The 18,712-nt window shown below is 55.7% G+C and carries 8 protein-coding genes; 3 read left to right on the forward strand and 5 right to left on the reverse strand.

What is annotated here, in order from left to right:
- The 4 genes from VGK23_04275 to VGK23_04290 form a co-directional block, all read right to left on the reverse strand.
- The coding region (locus tag VGK23_04275; protein HEY3419749.1) for an Ig-like domain-containing protein at nt 1-1,827 on the reverse strand (1,827 nt) is incomplete at its 3' end.
- 683 nt (nt 1,828-2,510) lie between these two features.
- A complete protein-coding gene (locus tag VGK23_04280) occupies nt 2,511-8,393 on the reverse strand; it encodes a fibronectin type III domain-containing protein (protein HEY3419750.1) in 5,883 nt (1,960 codons plus the stop codon).
- 201 nt (nt 8,394-8,594) lie between these two features.
- Nucleotides 8,595-13,562, reverse strand: a complete 4,968-nt coding sequence (locus tag VGK23_04285) for a fibronectin type III domain-containing protein (protein HEY3419751.1) — start codon at nt 13,560-13,562, stop codon at nt 8,595-8,597.
- A gap of 95 nt (nt 13,563-13,657) precedes the next feature.
- The gene (locus VGK23_04290) at nt 13,658-14,998 is read right to left on the reverse strand and encodes an ATPase domain-containing protein (protein HEY3419752.1); all 1,341 of its coding nucleotides are present in this window, start codon (nt 14,996-14,998) and stop codon (nt 13,658-13,660) included.
- Between the two features lie 337 nt (nt 14,999-15,335).
- Here VGK23_04290 and VGK23_04295 point away from each other — a divergent pair, with 337 nt between their 5' ends.
- Complete coding sequence (locus tag VGK23_04295; protein ID HEY3419753.1) at nt 15,336-16,259, forward strand: ABC transporter ATP-binding protein; 924 nt, start codon at nt 15,336-15,338, stop codon at nt 16,257-16,259.
- The gene (locus VGK23_04300) at nt 16,256-17,365 is read left to right on the forward strand and encodes an ABC transporter permease (protein HEY3419754.1); all 1,110 of its coding nucleotides are present in this window, start codon (nt 16,256-16,258) and stop codon (nt 17,363-17,365) included. Before VGK23_04295 ends, VGK23_04300 begins: the two co-directional genes overlap by 4 nt.
- Nucleotides 17,366-17,397: 32 nt before the next feature.
- On the opposite strand, the gene VGK23_04305 is transcribed toward VGK23_04300, so the two are convergent.
- Nucleotides 17,398-17,778 (reverse strand): HEPN domain-containing protein, encoded by a 381-nt coding sequence (locus VGK23_04305; GenBank protein ID HEY3419755.1) that lies wholly within the window; start codon nt 17,776-17,778, stop codon nt 17,398-17,400.
- Nucleotides 17,779-18,083: 305 nt separating this feature from the next.
- Between VGK23_04305 and VGK23_04310 the strand changes: the two genes are divergently transcribed.
- Nucleotides 18,084-18,712, forward strand: a 629-nt coding sequence (locus tag VGK23_04310) for a hypothetical protein (GenBank protein ID HEY3419756.1), incomplete at its 3' end; no start/stop codon positions are given.

Genomic DNA, 18,712 nt, shown 5'->3' on the forward strand with positions numbered 1-18,712 from the left:
GGAATATGCCTTGCCATCGACCAGGATGACCGGGGATCCGATCATCTCCCAGCTAACACCGTTGTCGGTGCTGACCTGGAACGTTACCGTCCCGGTCGGGATGGGCAGGTCCCCGTTCAAGGCGATTACCTCAGCGTAATCGTAGACCGAGTCTCCCAAAAGGAAGCTCTCCCCGGTCGTGAACAGAGTGGTCAGGGTAAAGGTCGGTGCCTTTGCCACTTCGAGTGGCTCAGACTCGACCGGGCTCTGTCCGCCCACGTAATTCGCGTCCCCGCTGTAGATGGCCAGGAAATAGTGAGTTCCAGCCATCTGTGGCATGTAATCCTCGGAGACTGCCTGTCCATTTGCGTCAAGGGATACCGGCCCAACTCCGAACGGAACGAAAGACATCGTTCCCGGGACCATGACCTCAAAGGTCACGGTGCCGGTCGGCATCGGGAAACCGGTTCCCTGGTTCGGTACGGTTACCGTGTCATAGACGGAATCGCCCAGGATGATCGAGTCGGACGAAAGGACCGTGGTCAGTGAGATCGCGGTCAACGTCGGACTGACCAGAAGGATCTCTTCCTCGGCGCTGCTCTGGGAGCCGACATACTTCGCATCGCCGTTGTATACGGCCATGAAGTAGTAGGTACCAGTGGCGAGCGGCGTGCATGAATCCATTACTGCCTGTCCGCTTGCATCGAGGATCTTGACCTGGCCGAACGGAACGAAGTCCAGGGCTCCCGGCTCCTTGACCATGAAGGTCACGGTGCCGGTCGGGGTGGACAATCCGCTGACGCCGGTCACGATCGCCGTATCGGTGATCGATGAGCCCAGGACGATGCTGCCGGAGCTCAATACTGTCGCCGTGGCCGAGGTGGCCTTGATAACGACCAACTGCTCGTCCTCAGCCACGCTCCATGATTCCAGATAGAGCTTGCTGTGTGCGGCCGGGGCATAGACTGCCTTGAACTGATAGTTCCCGGTCATCTGAGGGATATAGGGATCCGAAACAGCCTTTCCATTGCTGTCCAGGGTCTTGATACCGCCGTATTGCACGAATGATCCGCCTGGCGCCTTGACCATGAAGGTCACTGTTCCGGTCGGTACCGGGAAACCAGTGCCCACACCGGCCACTGTGGCATTGTCAGTTACTGACCTGCCAAGGGTGATCTCGGTCGCGCCAAGCACGGTGGATGTGGTCGTTGGGGCCTTCAGGACGGTCAATTCCTCCTCGTCGTCACCGCTGTGAGAAGTGTAGAAGTGGCTGTTACCTTCGTATACAGCCCGGAAGTGATAGGTACCGGATGCTATCGGAGTATAGGCTCCCGAGACCGCGGAACCATCGACCAGATTAACGTTGTCCCCTCCGGTGTACGTGTTCCAGCCGCCGTTTCCGACCTTCACTTGGAAATCGACTGTGCCAGTGGGTACATTTTCCCCATGAGTGGCGGTCACTTTTGCCACGTCAACAACGGACTGTCCGTAGGTGATCGTCTCCGCGCTCAATACAGTGCTTGTGTGGGTTGAGATACGGCTATCACCGTGCTCGCTCCAATAGAGCGCCCGGTAATCGTAGTTACCAGGCAAGAACAGTTGTGGCAGGTCGCCACCATTATATGCGTTGTTCGATGAATCGTCCGAGCTCCCAGAGCCCTGTCCAGAAGTCGACGAGCTGTCTCCCGTGTTCAAGGGCTGATCTCCGGTAGGTACGGTTGAGGCATCAACCGAGTTGACCGAGGATGTGCCCTTGGAGGCCAACTGCAATCCTATGCCAACGGTCGAGATGCATAGGACCAGCACTAGTAGTATTGCTGTGAGCTTTAGAGCTCCGGATCTGTTCATTTAACCCCTCCTCCCCTTAGCTTCAAAGACAAGTCCATTTTGTCAATAGTTAGGTGACTTATCTCCGGGCTATTTTCACAATTAAACAATTGAGGAAAAAGATATATATAGTTTGGTGACTAGAGAATTTTCAAGGTAGCTCCATTTTTTGAATTATTACAATTCATGAAAATTAATACTGGCATTACTATTATGCAATAATAGCACAGATATTAATCATAATAGAGTTATGAGTCAAATAATTGATGAAATTTGACTGGATTAAATGTAATGTTAGGAATTGTATTGTATTTTTACAGATTTTCTTTTCACTGTGATTATTAGCCATCGATGAATAAACATAGCCAGCACATCATATTTATCTATGCGTACAATTTATTATTTTTTGGAATAATGATTTTTATTGAATTCATTTTGGAGAAATAATGAGGTAGAATCGAGGGTTTGATTCTGACCTCGAAACATCTGGATACGATATTGCCTCCCAAAATGCTCCATTCATTCTCAAAAGTGAAATTTCAGCGCAACTTACGGCCGATAGCATATGAATGGAAGTTCGGCAACTAAGGGATCATGAGGCGAAAGAATGGATCGTCTATCTGCCAAGATCATCGTCTTGCCTTTGGATCATGGCCACGGTTGGCTTTGAATCAGGTGAGATCGATCGGCCGGTCCCATTCAGTTCATCTATGCCCCTTTCTCATATTCCCGCGTACAATAACAAAGATACCTAAAGCCCCGATCATCAATACGAAGATAACCAGCAACGGAAGGTTGTCCTCCGCGGACGGCCGACCGATGCTCATGGATATTATCTGTCCAGCCTTGATATCGCTCACATGGAAGATGTATTGGTCGTCTGTCTCGGTGACCTCATAGTTGCGCTGTTGGCCATCGATGGTCACACCGATGAGGTCGAGGTCCGATACAGAATCCTTCGGAATCGTGATATTTGCGGTACCTGCCTGTTCGAGTGTGAAGGTCAGCATGTTATCGGCGTTGAGGGTTGCATCGGACACCGCTGAATTCGATATGATGTTCGCCATGCCCCCGTTCTTCAATCTCAACGAACCGACGGCCTGTTCTATCGTAATCGGTGAGTGCGTGCCATCATCGGACAGAACTGCCCTGAGACCAAAGATACCTGCGCCGCCGGTGATCAACGAGGAGAACTTACCGCTGGCCGTCGTATTTAGTTGCGCCAGGATGGACCAGTCCCCGGTCATACTGGCGCTGCGATAGATGGTCACTTTCTGACCGCCTATCCCATTCCCGGCCAGATCGGAGACGGTACCCGATACCGACACGCTATTCTGGAATGGCACGACCGACATCTCAAGTGTGACGTTGCGAAGCGAATGGACCTTTGTCTGATCGGTCGAGGTTGAACCTAGTGCATTTATGGCGGTGATCCTGTAAACGTAATCGCATCCCGGGATCACCTTATCATCGACGAATCTGATGGTGGTAGAAGAGACGGCCGTCAGGGTTACCGATCCGCTCTGGGATTCGGTCCGGAGGATGTCGAAACCGGACAATGGCGCCCCTATGCTGGCGGGGATGTCCCAGAATAACGTTATGTTCGAATCCCCCACCAACGCGTTCATGCTGAACGCGGATGGTATCGACATCGTGGAAATTGGGGATGAGGGCCAGGACCTGAATCCTTCCCCGACGCCATTGATCCCCGCGATGCGGTATTGATACAATACCCCATCCATTATTGACTGGTCCCGATACATCGTGACCGTCGGGCTGTTGATCGTCATGATCATCGTCCACACTGCTCCAGAGGAACGGTGGATGCTAAAACCGGACAAGGGGATCCCACCATCGTCCTCTGGTATTGCCCAGGTTACGGTAATGGATGATGAATCAGATTCCACCGATACCTCGGATGGCGGTCCTGGAACGATCGCTGCGGTCGCGCTAACCTGGCCAGATTGAATGCCGGTTCCGATCGAGTTTGAGGCGGTCATCACATACCGATAGGTGGTCCCGATAACGACCGAGGTGTCGGCATATGTCCTTGCCGAACTGCCAAGCGTAGCGATGAGCGTGCTCTCACCGCTCGTCGAACGCCAAAGCTGATAGCTCAGGTCGCTGAGACCGCCATCGGACGCAGGTTTCTCCCAGGAGATGGAGATCGAGCCATTACCCGCGGACGCTGACAAGGCAGTGGGTGTGCTGGGCACGGAGCCTATTACGCAGCTCGCTTGGGAACTGGATGATCCTTCCCCCGCTGAATTGGTGGCGGTGACGGTGAACCAGTATTGTACTCCATTGGTCAGACCGCTGATGAGGGCGGAAGGGGAACTGGAGCCCACCTGTCTTGTGATCGCCGATCCGTCGGAGGTCCGCATGTACACTGTGTAGCCGGACAGTGGACCTCCATTCACTGCTGGAACCGACCAGGTCAGCCAGGCGGCCCCGATGGATCCCGTGGCCATAAGGTCGGAGGGCGGGTCGGGGGCGAACATGAAGGCGGTGGTCACCTCGGATGAGAGCGGCCCCGAACCGTCCTGGTTCTCGGCGGATACGCTGTAGTGATAGGTCTGTCCAAGGGTCAATGCATGATCACTATAGGCCAGAGTGTTGCCTAAGTGCTCTATGGCCATCCCTTGCCCAGATACGAGGGAACGGTAGACATAATAACCTGATATGGGCGAAGATCCCACGGAGGCCGGGGCGGTCCAGCTCAGCTGGATGCGATCAGAAACCACCACCGCGGTGACAGATCTCGGCGCCGATGGCGAACTGGATATGACGATCGGACCGGAGAGGCCAGGCATGGAAGTTCCCATGGCGTTGGTCGCGGTGACGAAATAGTAGTAGGTCGAACCGACAGCCACCGACGAATCAAGATAGACAGGGTCGGTGATGGATTGAGCCACCGGTGAAGCCGAGGAGAAGTCCGAAGAACTCCCACGATAGACCGAGAATCCGATAATGGGCCGCCCACCGGATTCGGATACTGACCAGGTAAGTTCCATGGTGCCGATTGAGAATGCGGTGTCTGCCATCTTCGGGGCATCCGGTATCGTAGCGGGAGAGTCATGGAACTCGGGGCTCAGAGGCCCTTCTCCCATTGCATTTACAGCCGATACCCTATAGTAATACACCATGCCGTTGACTAGGCCGTTGTCGTTGTAGGTCATCCCGGTGGCGGTGGCGATCAACGTCTCCGTACCGGAAGTGCCCGACCGGTATACCTTGTACCCGGCAATCGTTGAGAACCCGATGCTGGTCGGCGCCGACCACGAGAGGAGCACCGACCGGTCGGATATCTGTGCGGTGAGCGCCGCAGGTGCACTCGGAAGCCCCTTCGCCAAGGCGGAAACGACATTGCTGTACACCGAGCTGCCCACGATGTTGGCCGCTTTCACAGAATAGTAGTAGGTCTGTCCCACGATTATCTGGGTGTCGTCATAGGATGTGGTGCTCGCGGTCCCGATCTGCACATGCATGGCCGGATCCGCGGTTGCACCGCGGAACATCCTGTATGACGTCACCGGGCTGCCACCATTGGACGACGGAGCGGTCCAGGAGAGTGAAATATGCCCGAGCGTGACGCTTACCGTCAGGGAGGAGGGGGCGTCCGGGGCAAGAACAATGCGGCTGGATGCTTCGTTGCTCGATGCGGATTCTCCAACCTGGTTGTGCGCTCTGACTACATAATAATATTGGACCCCGACGACCGCTGATGCATCGTCATATGACGTGGTCCCGGAGGATCCGATGGCCGTCGGACTCTCCGCTCCCGGGAAGGTGCCACGATAGATGGCGTATCGATCGATGGTGGCTCCGCCGTTCTCAATGGGCAACGTCCAGCTCAGGTGGATGTAGGACCCGGAAACCACCGCATTCAGTGATGCCGGTGGGCTGGGAACGGTGGGTACCCTCACTGTCGCCTCATTGCCGATAACGGAGCTTCCCACGGCATTGAAGGATCTGACCACATAATAATACCGGATGCCGGGGGTGGTGGTCAGGTCGTCGTAGGAGGTCGAACTGAACGTGCCGATCGGTGAGGCGGCCTCTCCGCCCGAGACCGTGCCTCGGTAGACCTTGTAACCGAGGATCGCAGATCCCCCATCGTCATGTGGAGCTGTCCAATTAAGATGGACGCTTGATCCTGTGACGGTGCTTGTAAGGCCGGTTGGAGGGTCAGGGATGACAGGTATACGAATTGAAACCTCATTGCCATAGGACGATGAAATGAGATCGTTGAAGGCGTCCATTCTATAGTAGTAGATAGTGCCAGCCACGACCGCGCTGTCCCGATAGGAACGGGCCGTCGACGACAGCGTCTGTAACAGCGTCTCCCCATTGGAGGCGGTGCCTCGGTAGAGGTGGAACCCGGCCAGGCCGACCTCGTTGGAGGACCATGTCAGGTCTATGTACGATGCGCCGGCCATTATGTTCAGTGCAGAAGGGGCCGAAGGAACGGACGCCGGGATCTTGGCACGGACCTCGTTCGATGAGGGCGATTCACCGATGGAGTTCACCGCAGTGACCTGGTAGAAGAAATCCTGGTCCACGGTGGCGGCGGAATCGGTGTATGTCAAGGACGAGGCGGACACGCTGGTCAGCAACGTTTCCCCTCCGGCAGAGGTTCCACGGTATATCCCATAGGAGGATATCGCCGAACCTCCGTTGGAGGATGGGGCAGACCAGTTCAGCTGGATGCTGGATCCGACCGTTGCTGAGAGGCCGGTCGGTGCAGAGGGGACAGTGCTTCCCGAAGTGGCGACCACCTGGTCGAGCAGGACCAGGTCCTGATTGCCGGCGACCGAGGCGTCCTTCACATACTCCCATCTGAGGATATGCGTCCCCGAAGCGATCGCCAGGCTCACCTGTGACCATGCAGTGACGCCGCTAGCGTTGGCCCTGTTGACGGAGTCTACATAGAACCTTGCCACATCGGTGTTGGCTGTGGACGTTTTCCACCAGAATGAGATCGTGGAGGGACCGAGAGCGATCGTCTGGATGATGCTCCTGGCGCCATTGCCTATGTTGCCGCTCTGCATGGCACTGCCATTGGAATGATAGTCTCGGGTGACTGGGGACCACTGGGCATTCCCCGAACCGCTGATGGTCAGGCCAGCGTTGTCCAATGCGGTCTCCGGGGCTATGGAGGCATAAGGCGTCATCGTGACCGTCACAGATCCTGGATTGGCCTTGGGCACATCAAGAGACTGGCCGGACACCTGTGTGGCGGCTTTGGCGTAGCCGTTCTGGTACTGTTCGATGCGGAACGAGGAGACGATGCCAGGAGTGGTCGTCGAGCCCAAGGTCAGGTAGAAGCCATTGTTGGTAGGCTTGTACTTTGCCAGGAGATCGGTCATATCCAAGGCCAGGAAGGATGGGAAGGTGGCGGTGACGGAAGCATCGTAGTTCTTTTCGAAATATGGGACGAACTTGTCGGCACTGCCAACTGATCCGACGCCGACGGTGATCGACGATTCCCGGGAGGGAAGGTTGTTGAATTCGATTATCGCAAGGAGGCTGGGCCGGTATGAGGGCTTGTCGGTGATGTAGGTAAGGTAAAGGTTGCTTCCGATCTTCTTCATGGCCTCGTAGGATATCCAGTAATAGCCCCCATTGCCCCAGTTCTTCCCCCAGGAGTTGACCACCTTGAAGGCGCCCACATCGGAGTGGACACCGTCAGACTTGGCGTCATCATACCCGACAATGGTCTGAGCGTGGTTCATGGTCTTTGAATTGTACTCATTGGCGGTTATGATGTTGTCCGTCAGTGAGGAGGTGAAGACGTTTGCGTCGATGGCGAACGTCACCGGGGAGTTCGCCGAGATGAGGTTCTTGATGGTTGTCAATGCACTAGAAGGGTTGGAAGAGCTGTAGCTTATGTAACTGAGACCGGCCGCACGATGCAGAGGGGCTTCCCGGGCGGCTGACTCATTGCCCCAGCTGGTGAGGTCCGTGGGATTGTAGGGCATGGTGGCCAGACTGGCAACTCCCCAGTCCTTGATGATGTCAGCGACGTTGTCCATGAAGGTACCGCGGTCTATCCCGTAATTGACCCGATTGTAGGTCCAGGCGGGGCTCATAAGATGCGCCGGATTGCCTGTGGAGGCATCGGTCCAATTATTGTCCCTGGCCTCTAGGTAGCCGTAGTCGTAGTAGGCCATGGCCCAAGCCGCGCATGATCCCTGGCTCAATTGATTGCCTACCGCAGGGAAATATGGCTGAGCCGACAGGTCGTAGGATGATTGGGACATGAGGCCGGTCTGCACCGAATCGGTGACCTGCACATTCCCGACCATTTCTGAATACTGGGCGGCCGTGGGAGGAGCCAGCCCTGTGCCGTGACCATCGACGATGACATTGTAGTCGACCCCTTCCATGTAGGTGCCCATGACAGATTCCATCCGAACTGCTTCTTCGGTGGTCATGGCATGTGTTTGAACCGATGGGCCCGATGTTCCCCCTGTGAATGGCGATGCTGTTGTGGCGGGCGATGAGGCGAAGGGTAAAAGCAGTCCAGGCAGCAGCAATACCAGTGCGATGAGGATGTGGTGAGCACTATGGTATTCCCGGTGCATATGTCTGGACTGGCCTCAATGTCATATAAATGGCCTCATATAGGAATCAAAACTGATATCTAAATCGGTAAATATTCCAAACATTTGTAAATAATTATCGGAAAAAATAACGATACGATGCAGAACAGATCATAATTTGAAGAATTCGTAAGATTTCTAAACCTCCTTCGGTGGCGTTTGTAGTGCCCATATCATACCACGTCACTTGCCTCGGCTAACACGGACCTTACCCTTCTTGACGAATAGTATGAAGGAGAAGAAGCCCACCACCAGGATGCCCATTATCACCGCGATGCGGAACCACATCTGATCGAACAGACTTTCCTCAGAGAGGCTCTGTGCCGCCTTTGGCGTTGCCACCGCTTCCTCGGACATTTGGCTCACGCCTTTCGTTGTGGTGGCCGAGACCCGGTAGTAATATGACTGCCCCGCTGTTACGTTGTTGTCCACCCATCTGGTGCCCGGATAATTGGTCACATAGACCGCCTCGCCTGAATCGTTCCCCCGGAAGATGCTGTAGGTTAACACGTTCGCCCCTGCGGGCTGGTTCCAGACCAGGGTGATCCTTCCTTCTGAGCCAGTTGCGACAAGGCCTATGGGCGGATCGATGACCGCCGGAATGGTTACGGACACCACTCCAGTGGCGTTTCCGTCGCCAGCGGCGTTGTATGCTGTGACCTTGTAATAGTAGGTGACTCCCGCCTCCACATCGACGTCCTGGTATCGTGTTTCGGAGACCGTGGCCTCCAGCCTGAGATCTCCCGCTGAGACGCCACTGAATATGTGGTAGCCGATTATGGGCGAATATCCATCGGAAATCGGCGCCGACCAGTTCATGGTGGCCGAGGCCTTGGCCGGCGTTGCCGAGAACGAGATCGGGATCCCCGGATAGGTAAAGGGTTTGGCGTTGGCCTCATTGGAGGCCGGACCTTCCTCGACACCGGTCAGCCCTCTCACCTGGTAATAGTAGGTCTGTCCCAATGTAACGCTGGTGTCGGTCATCTCGGTGACTTCCACGCCGATGAGGAAGGTCTCCGAACCGCTCGAACTTCCCCGATAGACACGATAACCGATGAGCGAAGGCCCATTCGTCTGTGCCGGTATGGTCCATCGTAGGGTGACCTTCTCAACGCCCGGAGTGGCGGTCAGGATGGGCGCGGTGAAGGTGTTGCGATATAGCAGGCTGACCTCGTTCGATGCTGGGCCGGTCCCGGCGGAGTTGACGGCCTTCACCTGATAATAATAGAGGTGACCGGAAACGATCGAGCTGTCGTTGAACTTGGCGGAATCACAGGTCCCGATGGCCACCTCGGAGCCCCGGGAAAGACCGCGCAGCACCTGGTAGGTCAGATGGGTGGAGCCACCATTGTCTATCGAAGGTTCCCATCTGAGAACTGCCTTGGTCCCTACGACGTTGGCGGTCAGATTGACCGGCGCCGAAGGAGATGTCACGATGGTGGCGGTCACTTCGTTCGATGGCATGCTCTCGCCGGTCGCGTTGACCGCGGTGACGAAATAGTACAAGGAACGACCGGAGACGAACGGCCCATCCACATGGTGGTTGGTCTCCACCGACTCCAGGAAGGTCTCCGCTCCGGTGGCGTCCCCGCGATATAACCGATAGGAGGTTGCACCAGTAGAGGCCGACCAGGTCAGATGTATGTCCATACCGTTCGCTTCGGCATTCAGCCGCGAAGGGTCCGGTGCCGGGAACGTGGTAGAACTCGTAGCAGCGTATTGACCTTCCCCGGCTGCATTTACCGCGGCTATATGGTAGTAGTATTTAACCCCGTTGTTGAGCTGGGAATCGGTGTAGGATGTCGCGCCTAAGGAAACCACGTGTTCGTACGGTCCGGTCACCGCGAGAGAACGGTACAGATGGTAAGCATTCACGCTGGCCCCGCCATCATCGGACGGAACTGACCAGCTGAGGGTCACCTGCCTGATACCGGCGACAGAAGTGAAGTGCAAAGGCATGGAAGGCGCCCTCGATGGCACCGCCGACAACGAGTCCGTCGACGGACCTTCGCCAACGGCGTTGGTGGCCGAAACAGCGAAGAAATAGGAGTGGCCGTTGATCAATCCGGATAGGTCATAGGTCCGGGACGAGATGGTCGTGACCAAGGGCATCGAGTCCGGCTGATCTCCCCCATAGACCGAATAATAAACGATCGATGCGCCGCCGTCTGTCACCGGTTCTGACCAGTGCAGGGAGATCGACCGGTCCGACACTTCCGCCTGAAGGAACGTCGGGATGCCGGGAAGGGAGAACGACGTGGCCGACACTTCCTCGGATGGTGGTCCCACGTCGACGTCGTTATAGGCGACCACGCGGTAATAGTAGGTCTCTCCATCGGACATCGGTGAATCGGTGTATGAATTGGAGTTGACATCGCCGACATGCGTTCCCGAGTCCGGTGCGTTTCCGCGGAGTACGTGATATCCCAGCACGGATGAGCCGCCATCGGTGGTTGGGGCGTCCCAAGTGATGATTATGTTTTTCACGCCCGGGGTGGCGACCACCTGCAACGGTGCCGACGGAATGCCGGCAGGCATGACCGAGTCCAGCAAGGCTCGCGGACCCTCACCAACAAGGTTGACGGCCGAAACTGCGTAATAGTAACGTTGGCCATTTATCAGGTCCAGGTCAGAATAGCCCAGTGAGGTGGTGTGTGCCACCAGCACGTAGCTGCCAAGGACCGTCGACCGATAAACGTCGTAGGATCTGATGGGCGAACCGCCATTGTCATCCGGAGCAGACCACGAAAGCTGTACCTGGGAATCGCCCGCGTGGATCGACAGGGAGGTCGGTGCGGTGGGAACGGCGTTCGTCCTCGCGGCAGCGTCGAGGCTGCGCCAGCTCTCTCCCTGTTCATTGATGGCAGACACGGAATAATAATAGGTCGTGCCATCCAGAAGGCCGGTGTCGGTGAACCTGACCTCCGGGCCGAGCGTGGCGATGAGGGACTCACTTGAAACGGTACGTCCGCGATAGAGCCGGTAGCCATCGATCTCTGAGCCTCCATTGGTCAGCGGCGGTTGCCAGGTAAGGGAAACCTGCCTGACCCCACCGGTCGCCAACAATGACTGGGGAGCGGACGGATTGGTCATAGGAACTGCGGAACACTCAGCGGAAAGAGAGCCCTGGCCCACTTCGTTGACAGCGGAGACCGCGTAGAAGTAGCGTATGCCGTTTGTCAATGGTCCGTTCATGTAGGAGGTCGAGGGCACGGTCACATTGCCGGAATAGATGCCTGAGATGGTGCCGAAGAACAACCGATAGGTTTGGACCGGAGAACCGCCATCCGAGCTCGGTATGCTCCATTGTAGTGATACCTGCCTGTCCCCGGCCGTGCAGGTCAGGGAGGCCGGAGCAGAGGGCAGACCGAAGGTCGTGGCGCTGGCCTCGTTCGATTTCAAGCTCTCTCCGATCGAACTAGAGGCGGTGACCCGATAGTAATAGGTGACGCCTGGAGATACCGCCCTATCCACAATGGTCAGCCCCAACCCGACATCCCGGAGGAGCGTCTCCGTTCCGATGGATGTGCCACGATATAGCGAATATTTGGTGAGCGGGGACCCGCCGTCGGAAGCGGGGGCGGTCAATACCATCGTTACGTTGCCCTTTCCGCCGGTCACGGAAGATATGGTCGGTGAAGATGGAACGGTGTGGGGGGTGGCCGATTCGATATCTGTCCATTGACCCTCCCCAGCGGCGTTAACCGCAGCCACCTGGTAATAGTAGGTGATGCCGTTGGTCAGGCCGGTGTGGGCATACGCCGTTCCGGTGCTGAAGGTGTCGATGATGGTCCATGGTCCGGCGGCCGAATTGGACCATTGGACATGATAACGCAATATGGAAGCACCGCCGTTGCTGAATGGAGCGGACCAACCCAAGGACACTCCTCCGTTGCCTCCGGTGGCGATGAGCGAAAGGGGCGCGGAAGGGGTGTAGAACGGTGTCGCGCTGACCGCTGCCGACTGGGAGCCTTCGCCGACCATGTTGACGGAGCTGATCTTGTAGAAATATGCCTGGCCGTTGGTCAGGCCAGTGTCCTGGTAGTCGGTCTCGGAGACGATTCTCAGGAGCACCAGCATGGCGGAGGAGGTCCCTCGGTATATCTTATAAGATGTTACGGGCGACCCTCCGGTATTCTCCGGTGCGGCCCAGCTTAAGGAAATGTTAGAATTGGAGGGCACCGCTCTGATCGATGCGGGCGGGCCGAGGACCGCGGCCGGAGTGCATGGGACCTCGTTGGACAATTGCCCCTGGTCGATGGCGTTTGCCGCCGAGATCCGGTAATAGTAAGTGACGCCGTTAACCAGGTTGAGGTCCTGGTAGGTGGTGGCGGTGACGGTCTGAAGGATGGTCTCCTGCCCGGGAACGACAGATCGGTAGATGTTGTAACCGGTTATCGGTGAGCCGCCATTGAAGGCGGGAGCTGTCCACGTCAATGTCACCTTGGACGCGGAGGCGACCGCCTGAACGTCAAGGAGAGGCCCTGGCGGGGATGCCAGCGTTCCCTGGAACACCGAGCACTTGGGCCCTTCGCCCACCTCGTTCACCGCTGATATCTGATAATAATAGGTCTGGCCTTTGCTCAGCCCACCATCGGTGAAGGTGGTCTGATCAGTGTCGTTCGCGAACAGCAGAAGGGAAGCGGACGTTCCGCGATAGATGCGATAGCCGGATACCGGGGAACCGCCTTCGTTGTAGGGCGGGTTCCATTTCACGGACATCTGCCCGATGGATGCAGTGGCGGAAGGGGCGGTCGGAGCCGAAGGGACGTTGAGGGGCTTAGCAGAGACCGTGTCGGACCGGGGCCCTTCCCCGTTGGCGTTGTGGGCGGACACCGAATAGAAGTAGGTCTGCCCGTTGATGACGATCATATCCTGGTAAGTGCAGGGAGAGGGTGCGAGTTCCATATATCGGTCCATCGACAGGGGATCGACACCTTTGTAGACCGTATAACCAGTAATCTGCAGCCCACCGGTGTCCGTCGGGGCGGTCCATTCGATGGTGACCTTGGCATTGCCTCCCGACGCTGCCGGGTTGGTCGGACGGTCGGGGACCGGTGCCGCGGCGGCGTTCATTGAGAACAATGGCACTAGGAGCAACAGGGCTACCAGAAAGCAAGCGGAATTGTATCTCGACCGGGTCTCACGCATCGGTTTCAGCCCTCAAGGATGTTCAGCTTTCGAGGGGCACCTGTTTATAAAGACGTTGTCTGCCAGTTATCAAAAATTGGAACAGGTCGCAGAAATCACTGGACGACCATTCCGAGACCCGGTTCTATCTTGAAACGGATTTCCTCTTTCGCCTCTGGGATCGATTCCGGATATTTCAGCACATGGACCGAATGGGTGGTCTCCGGCCCGTCCTCGATCACAGCCATGCTCATCCTGGCCTTGGCCTCTTCCCGGATGGTCTCGATCCCGTTCTGCTTCTCGTCGGTCACCAGGATCACTGTGCGGTTCTTGGTCACGGCACCCTTCAGGTAAGAAAGCAATTTGAGGTGCCCGTTCTCATCCAGGTCATTGCCGGTCATGGTGGACAGCCGATCTATGATCATCACCTCATTGAGCAGTTGCGGTGAACGGATCAGGCGGTCTATGTATCCCGACATGGCACGTTCCTTGCGTATGAGCGAATCGATGGGAATATAGAGGATCTTCCTCCCGAGCAGATGGTTCGCCATCAGATATCCGGAACCGTACATCTGCTCGATGAAATCGCTGGTGGCGTTCTCGGTCGAGATGTAGGTGACACCGACCCCGTTCTGCAGGAACCCATAGGTGAGGCGCTGGACGAACTGTTCCACGCCGGAACCCTTCTTTCCCTCGATGAGGACGATGGAACTGCGGGGGAATCCCCCACCGAGCAAAAGGTCCAGATCATCCCTGTCCAGAGCTACCGGCACCACTGTGGAGCGGTCCGGTCCCGGTCTTTGCGGTATGATGAGATGATCGTCAGGCACATCCAGATCTGGATTGATGCCTTTGGGAACGGGATCGAGATCCAGGTCCATCCCCGATGGGTCTGGCGGACGACTGGCCGGAGATCCACCCAGCCCCTTGCCCTCCTTGCCGGGCGAAGGTGTTGATTGGGACAATATGTTCGGGTCGTCGCCAAAGGCTTCCGGCCGGATGATGGCATCGGTCTCGGGATCGAACTCTGCCACATCCCGGTCCTTGGGAGGGCGGTTATTTTTTCTGGCCGATTCAAATATGGTATCCGGAAGCGGCGCCTTTCTTATGCCTTCGATGATCTCCTCATCCTCAGCCGTATCGAAGGACGGTTCGGACCTGTTCTTGGCGGGGAAAGAGAGAGATATGCTCGGAATGAATGACCATCCGGGAAGGATCGTTATGACCTTCATGCCGGTGTCTGAGGGCGAACCATGCCCATTTGTTTTTGAACTGTGGGATTCAAGCTGGTCAAGGTCCAGGCTCTCGAGATCCTCGAGAGACAGGCCATCGGGAGGTACATCTACCTCATCCTCTTCCTTTCGTTTCCTGGACCTGTTCTTCTTGTCAAAGAAGGTGATTGAAATGACCGGGAGGCTGGCAAAGGAAAGAGGAATCATGATTCCTTTGGATAGCATGGCGCACCTCCCTGGGTTTTCGAGGACGTCTCCATTATGTTGTTGAGATTCTCCCTATTCTTAAAGTGACTTTGCCTGCGATTATCATACGAGATAATATGGTCTGTCCCATGAGGAGATATCTTGAACGATAGCAGACGGGTTCGGCCGATTCCTACCCCGAAGATGGCCATTGCAGCCTAGGGATCAGCTATGTCAATACTGCTGGGAATGCAAATGAGTGGCGTTCCTCTTAATAATAAATATCGGTTCTCGATATACAAGCCATTACCTGTCAATAAATTTCAATCCTTCACAATAGATATTAGTAATCAAACCCTTTCCGGTGTGGGGTAATATGTCCGAAAACGTGATCGAGGTCAAGGATCTAGTCAAAAAGTACGGCGACCTGAGCGCCGTCAATGGCATCAGTTTCGAGGTCCACCCTGGGGAGGTCTTCTCCATTTTGGGACCCAATGGTGCGGGGAAAACCACCACTGTGGAGATCATGGAATGCCTGCGCCAGCCCACGTCCGGATCGGTCACGGTGCTCGGGAACGACATCAATCATCAGCAAAAGGAGATCAAGAAGAGGATCGGCGTGCTGCCTCAGGATTTCCATTCCTATGACCTGCTGACCGTCAAAGAGAGCATCGAATATTTTGCGGGCCTCTATGACAAGAGTCTGCCCACGGACGATCTCATCAAGGCGGTCAATCTGGAAGAGAAGAGGAACGAGATGTTCAAGAACCTGTCCGGCGGACTGAAGCAGAGGGTGGGGGTCGCCATCTCCATGGCCAACGACCCGGACATAATATTCCTGGACGAGCCCACCACCGGTCTGGACCCCAAGGCACGACGGGAGGTGTGGGACGTCATCCGCAACCTGAAGTCGAGGAACAAGACGGTCATTCTGACGACGCATTACATGGAGGAGGCGGAAGTGCTCTCCGATCGGGTCGCGATCATGAACTCTGGCAGGTTCATCGCCTTCGGGACTCCGAAGACGATCATAGAGGAGCATGGGATCGGTTCACTGTGCATAATCAAGGGTGCCTCATCCGCCGCCAAAGAATCTCTCACGCAGGCCGGACTCTCCTATGATTCGAAGAACGGCGATTTGTGGATCCATGTCGAGGACAGGACCGTGCTGCCAAAGATCGTAAGGACGCTGGCCGAATCAGGTTCGATGTATGACGAGATCCTTCTGAAACGCTCAACGCTGGAGGACGTGTTCCTCAAGCTGACCGGACGCAAGATAAGCGAGGAGGTGGAGTCATGAAGAACCGGGTCCTGATCGACTTCGTGGCCACCGGCAAGATGTTCTTCAGGAACAAAGGCGGGGTCTTTTGGACCCTGGCGTTCCCGGTGTTCCTGATATTCATCTTTGGTGCGATCTTCGCCAACAGCGGTGCCCCCTCGAACTATACCATCTATGTGCAGGACAACACCGCAACGCTTGAAGGACAGAACTCGACCGGATATCAGCAGGTGATCCTGCCGCTGCAGTCCACCGGAGTCGTCTCGGTGGTGAACGTCTCGACCCACCAGGACCTGGACCAGTATATCAAGAACAACTCCTTGAGCAATGTTCTGGTCATCCCGGCCAACTTCAGTCTGGCGCCGATCCCTGGCACCACCGGTCAGGTGTTGCTGCGGGTCGATCCGACATCCGGTTCGGCCAGGGTCGTGCAGAGCCTCGTCTCATCGCTGGCCGATGCCACCAATCTGCATATCGCGAACGGCACCCAGATAATGTCGGTCGGTTCTGGACAGATCAACCAGAAAGGGCTGAGCTACATCGACTTCTTCCTACCGGGAATCATGGGCATGACCATCATGACCACCTGCACGCTCTACATGCAGGGGCTCCAGTCCCGATTCCGGTCGACCGGTATCTTCCGGAAGCTGGCCACGACCCCGTTCACCAGGATGGAATGGTTGCTGTCCCATGTCCTGTGGTACACTGTGGTCTGTTTCATGTCCATTGCGGCGATCATGATCGTGGGCATGCTGGCCTTCAACGTGCACATGACCCTGACGATCGAGGCGGTGGCGCTTATAGTGGTCGGCGCGGCGATGTTCACCGGTCTGGGCATGCTGCTGTCCCGGTTCGCCAAGGACGAGGAGACGGCCAACGCCGCCGCATCCGCGGTGACCTTCCCGATGATGTTCCTGTCGGGATCGTTCTTCCCGCTGGAGCAGATGCCCAGCTATCTCCAGGAGGTTTCCAAGGTGCTCCCGCTGACGTACCTCAACAATGGACTGAGGGACACCATGGTCTATGCCAACAGCAGCTCGGCCATCGGCAACCTAGCGGTCATCTCTGTGATCGCCTTGGCGTTCATACTGCTGGGGGCTTACATCTCCAAGTGGAAGGAAGAATGATCTTGTTCGAAGCCCTTTACAAACTCTTTCCATCATTCTTTATCTGACCAGCAGCTTTTATCGAACTCGTTCTCCACCCATTCGAGGACTTCACCAGCCGCATCGAGAAGCTTGCCAACCCTCTCCCGGTCCGGGTCCTGCCAGTACTCCCCCTTGTGAATCAGACAGCACTCGCTTTTGATATCTTCCACCATCTCAGAGATCTCCGGTGGCGTCTCGACGAGAAGGGCTAGACCCTCCAGGTCGATGGTCTCATGAGGCTGCAAGCCTTTATCAATGGCGACCGCGCGCAGGGAATAGACCAAGCTCATCTGGGCATGCAATAGTGCGAATCGATGGTAGGACATCTTGAACATGTCCAATGCAGAATCGTATTCCCGTTCCGCCCGAGCCATCCATTCAGCAGACTCCATGTTCAATCTATGACCCCTAACGATAAGGGACTTATTGCTTCCATCATATCAATATTACTCTGTCCCGGAAAGAAGGAATATCCTCTTTATGATCATGACAGGACGAATCCAACTTCCACACATCTCATCCTTATTTCAGAATCTTCTAAGAATGATGCCGCATGATGAGGTGTGAATCGGCACCCACCGTCTGATTGAAATGAAGGTGAACAGTTTTTAGTGAAACCAGCACCATGGACTTAATGAAAACTTCTTCAATCCTCAACCATTAAATTCGGAATATCACATCCTCTTCGGGGAAGATTGTGAAAAGAAGGAACCGGGGCATTTCCGTGATAGCGACCGCATTGATCGTTTTTGCGGTGACGTTCCCCTCGTTCGTCTTGGCCAATCCAAGCATGGCCCTTCTTGATGGACCGGGTGATATTAGGACCAGTCCTAGTATCGGATATCAGGACGTTCCCTTCGATTATCATGTAACGATAACCAATAGCGGAAATGAGTCGCTCCACGTGACAGAGATCATCCTCAAGATCTCGTGGCCAGATCAGAATTGGATGTTTCCTGAATACCCGATCCCGAGCGAGACCTACAAGATATTCAGTGGAGACCAGGTCCTGAAGCCGGGAGAGAACCATGAATTCAGGAACAAGGTTACATCTGGATTCTTCGGGGGTGGATTCGCCGTCACCGTCACCGTAAGCGGCAGAAGCGAGAGCAATGATTTGCTCTCCACCCAAAGATATACGACGACCATAAGCTTCGACTCACGCTCCAATGCACCGGTCGACAGGACGGTTTGGTTCCCACTTCTGTTGCCCATTTTCTTCGGTGCTTTCTGGGTTGGCTTCTACATACGGAAATCATACTGGAGCGTGGAGATAGACAACGCCATGAAGAATGGAAATCCTGGAGATATCGGATTTGGCAAATG

This window comes from Methanomassiliicoccales archaeon (genome assembly GCA_036504055.1).
Classification (GTDB): domain Archaea; phylum Thermoplasmatota; class Thermoplasmata; order Methanomassiliicoccales; family UBA472; genus DASXVU01.

Excerpts from the sequence above, each read along its gene's own strand:
- VGK23_04280 (HEY3419750.1), bottom strand. The coding sequence starts at position 8,393 with ATGCACCGGGAATACCATAGTGCTCACCACATCCTCATCGCACTGGTA.
- VGK23_04285 (HEY3419751.1), bottom strand. The coding sequence starts at position 13,562 with ATGCGTGAGACCCGGTCGAGATACAATTCCGCTTGCTTTCTGGTAGCC.
- VGK23_04290 (HEY3419752.1), bottom strand. The coding sequence starts at position 14,998 with ATGCTATCCAAAGGAATCATGATTCCTCTTTCCTTTGCCAGCCTCCCG.
- VGK23_04295 (HEY3419753.1), top strand. The coding sequence starts at position 15,336 with ATGTCCGAAAACGTGATCGAGGTCAAGGATCTAGTCAAAAAGTACGGC.
- VGK23_04300 (HEY3419754.1), top strand. The coding sequence starts at position 16,256 with ATGAAGAACCGGGTCCTGATCGACTTCGTGGCCACCGGCAAGATGTTC.
- VGK23_04305 (HEY3419755.1), bottom strand. The coding sequence starts at position 17,778 with ATGGAGTCTGCTGAATGGATGGCTCGGGCGGAACGGGAATACGATTCT.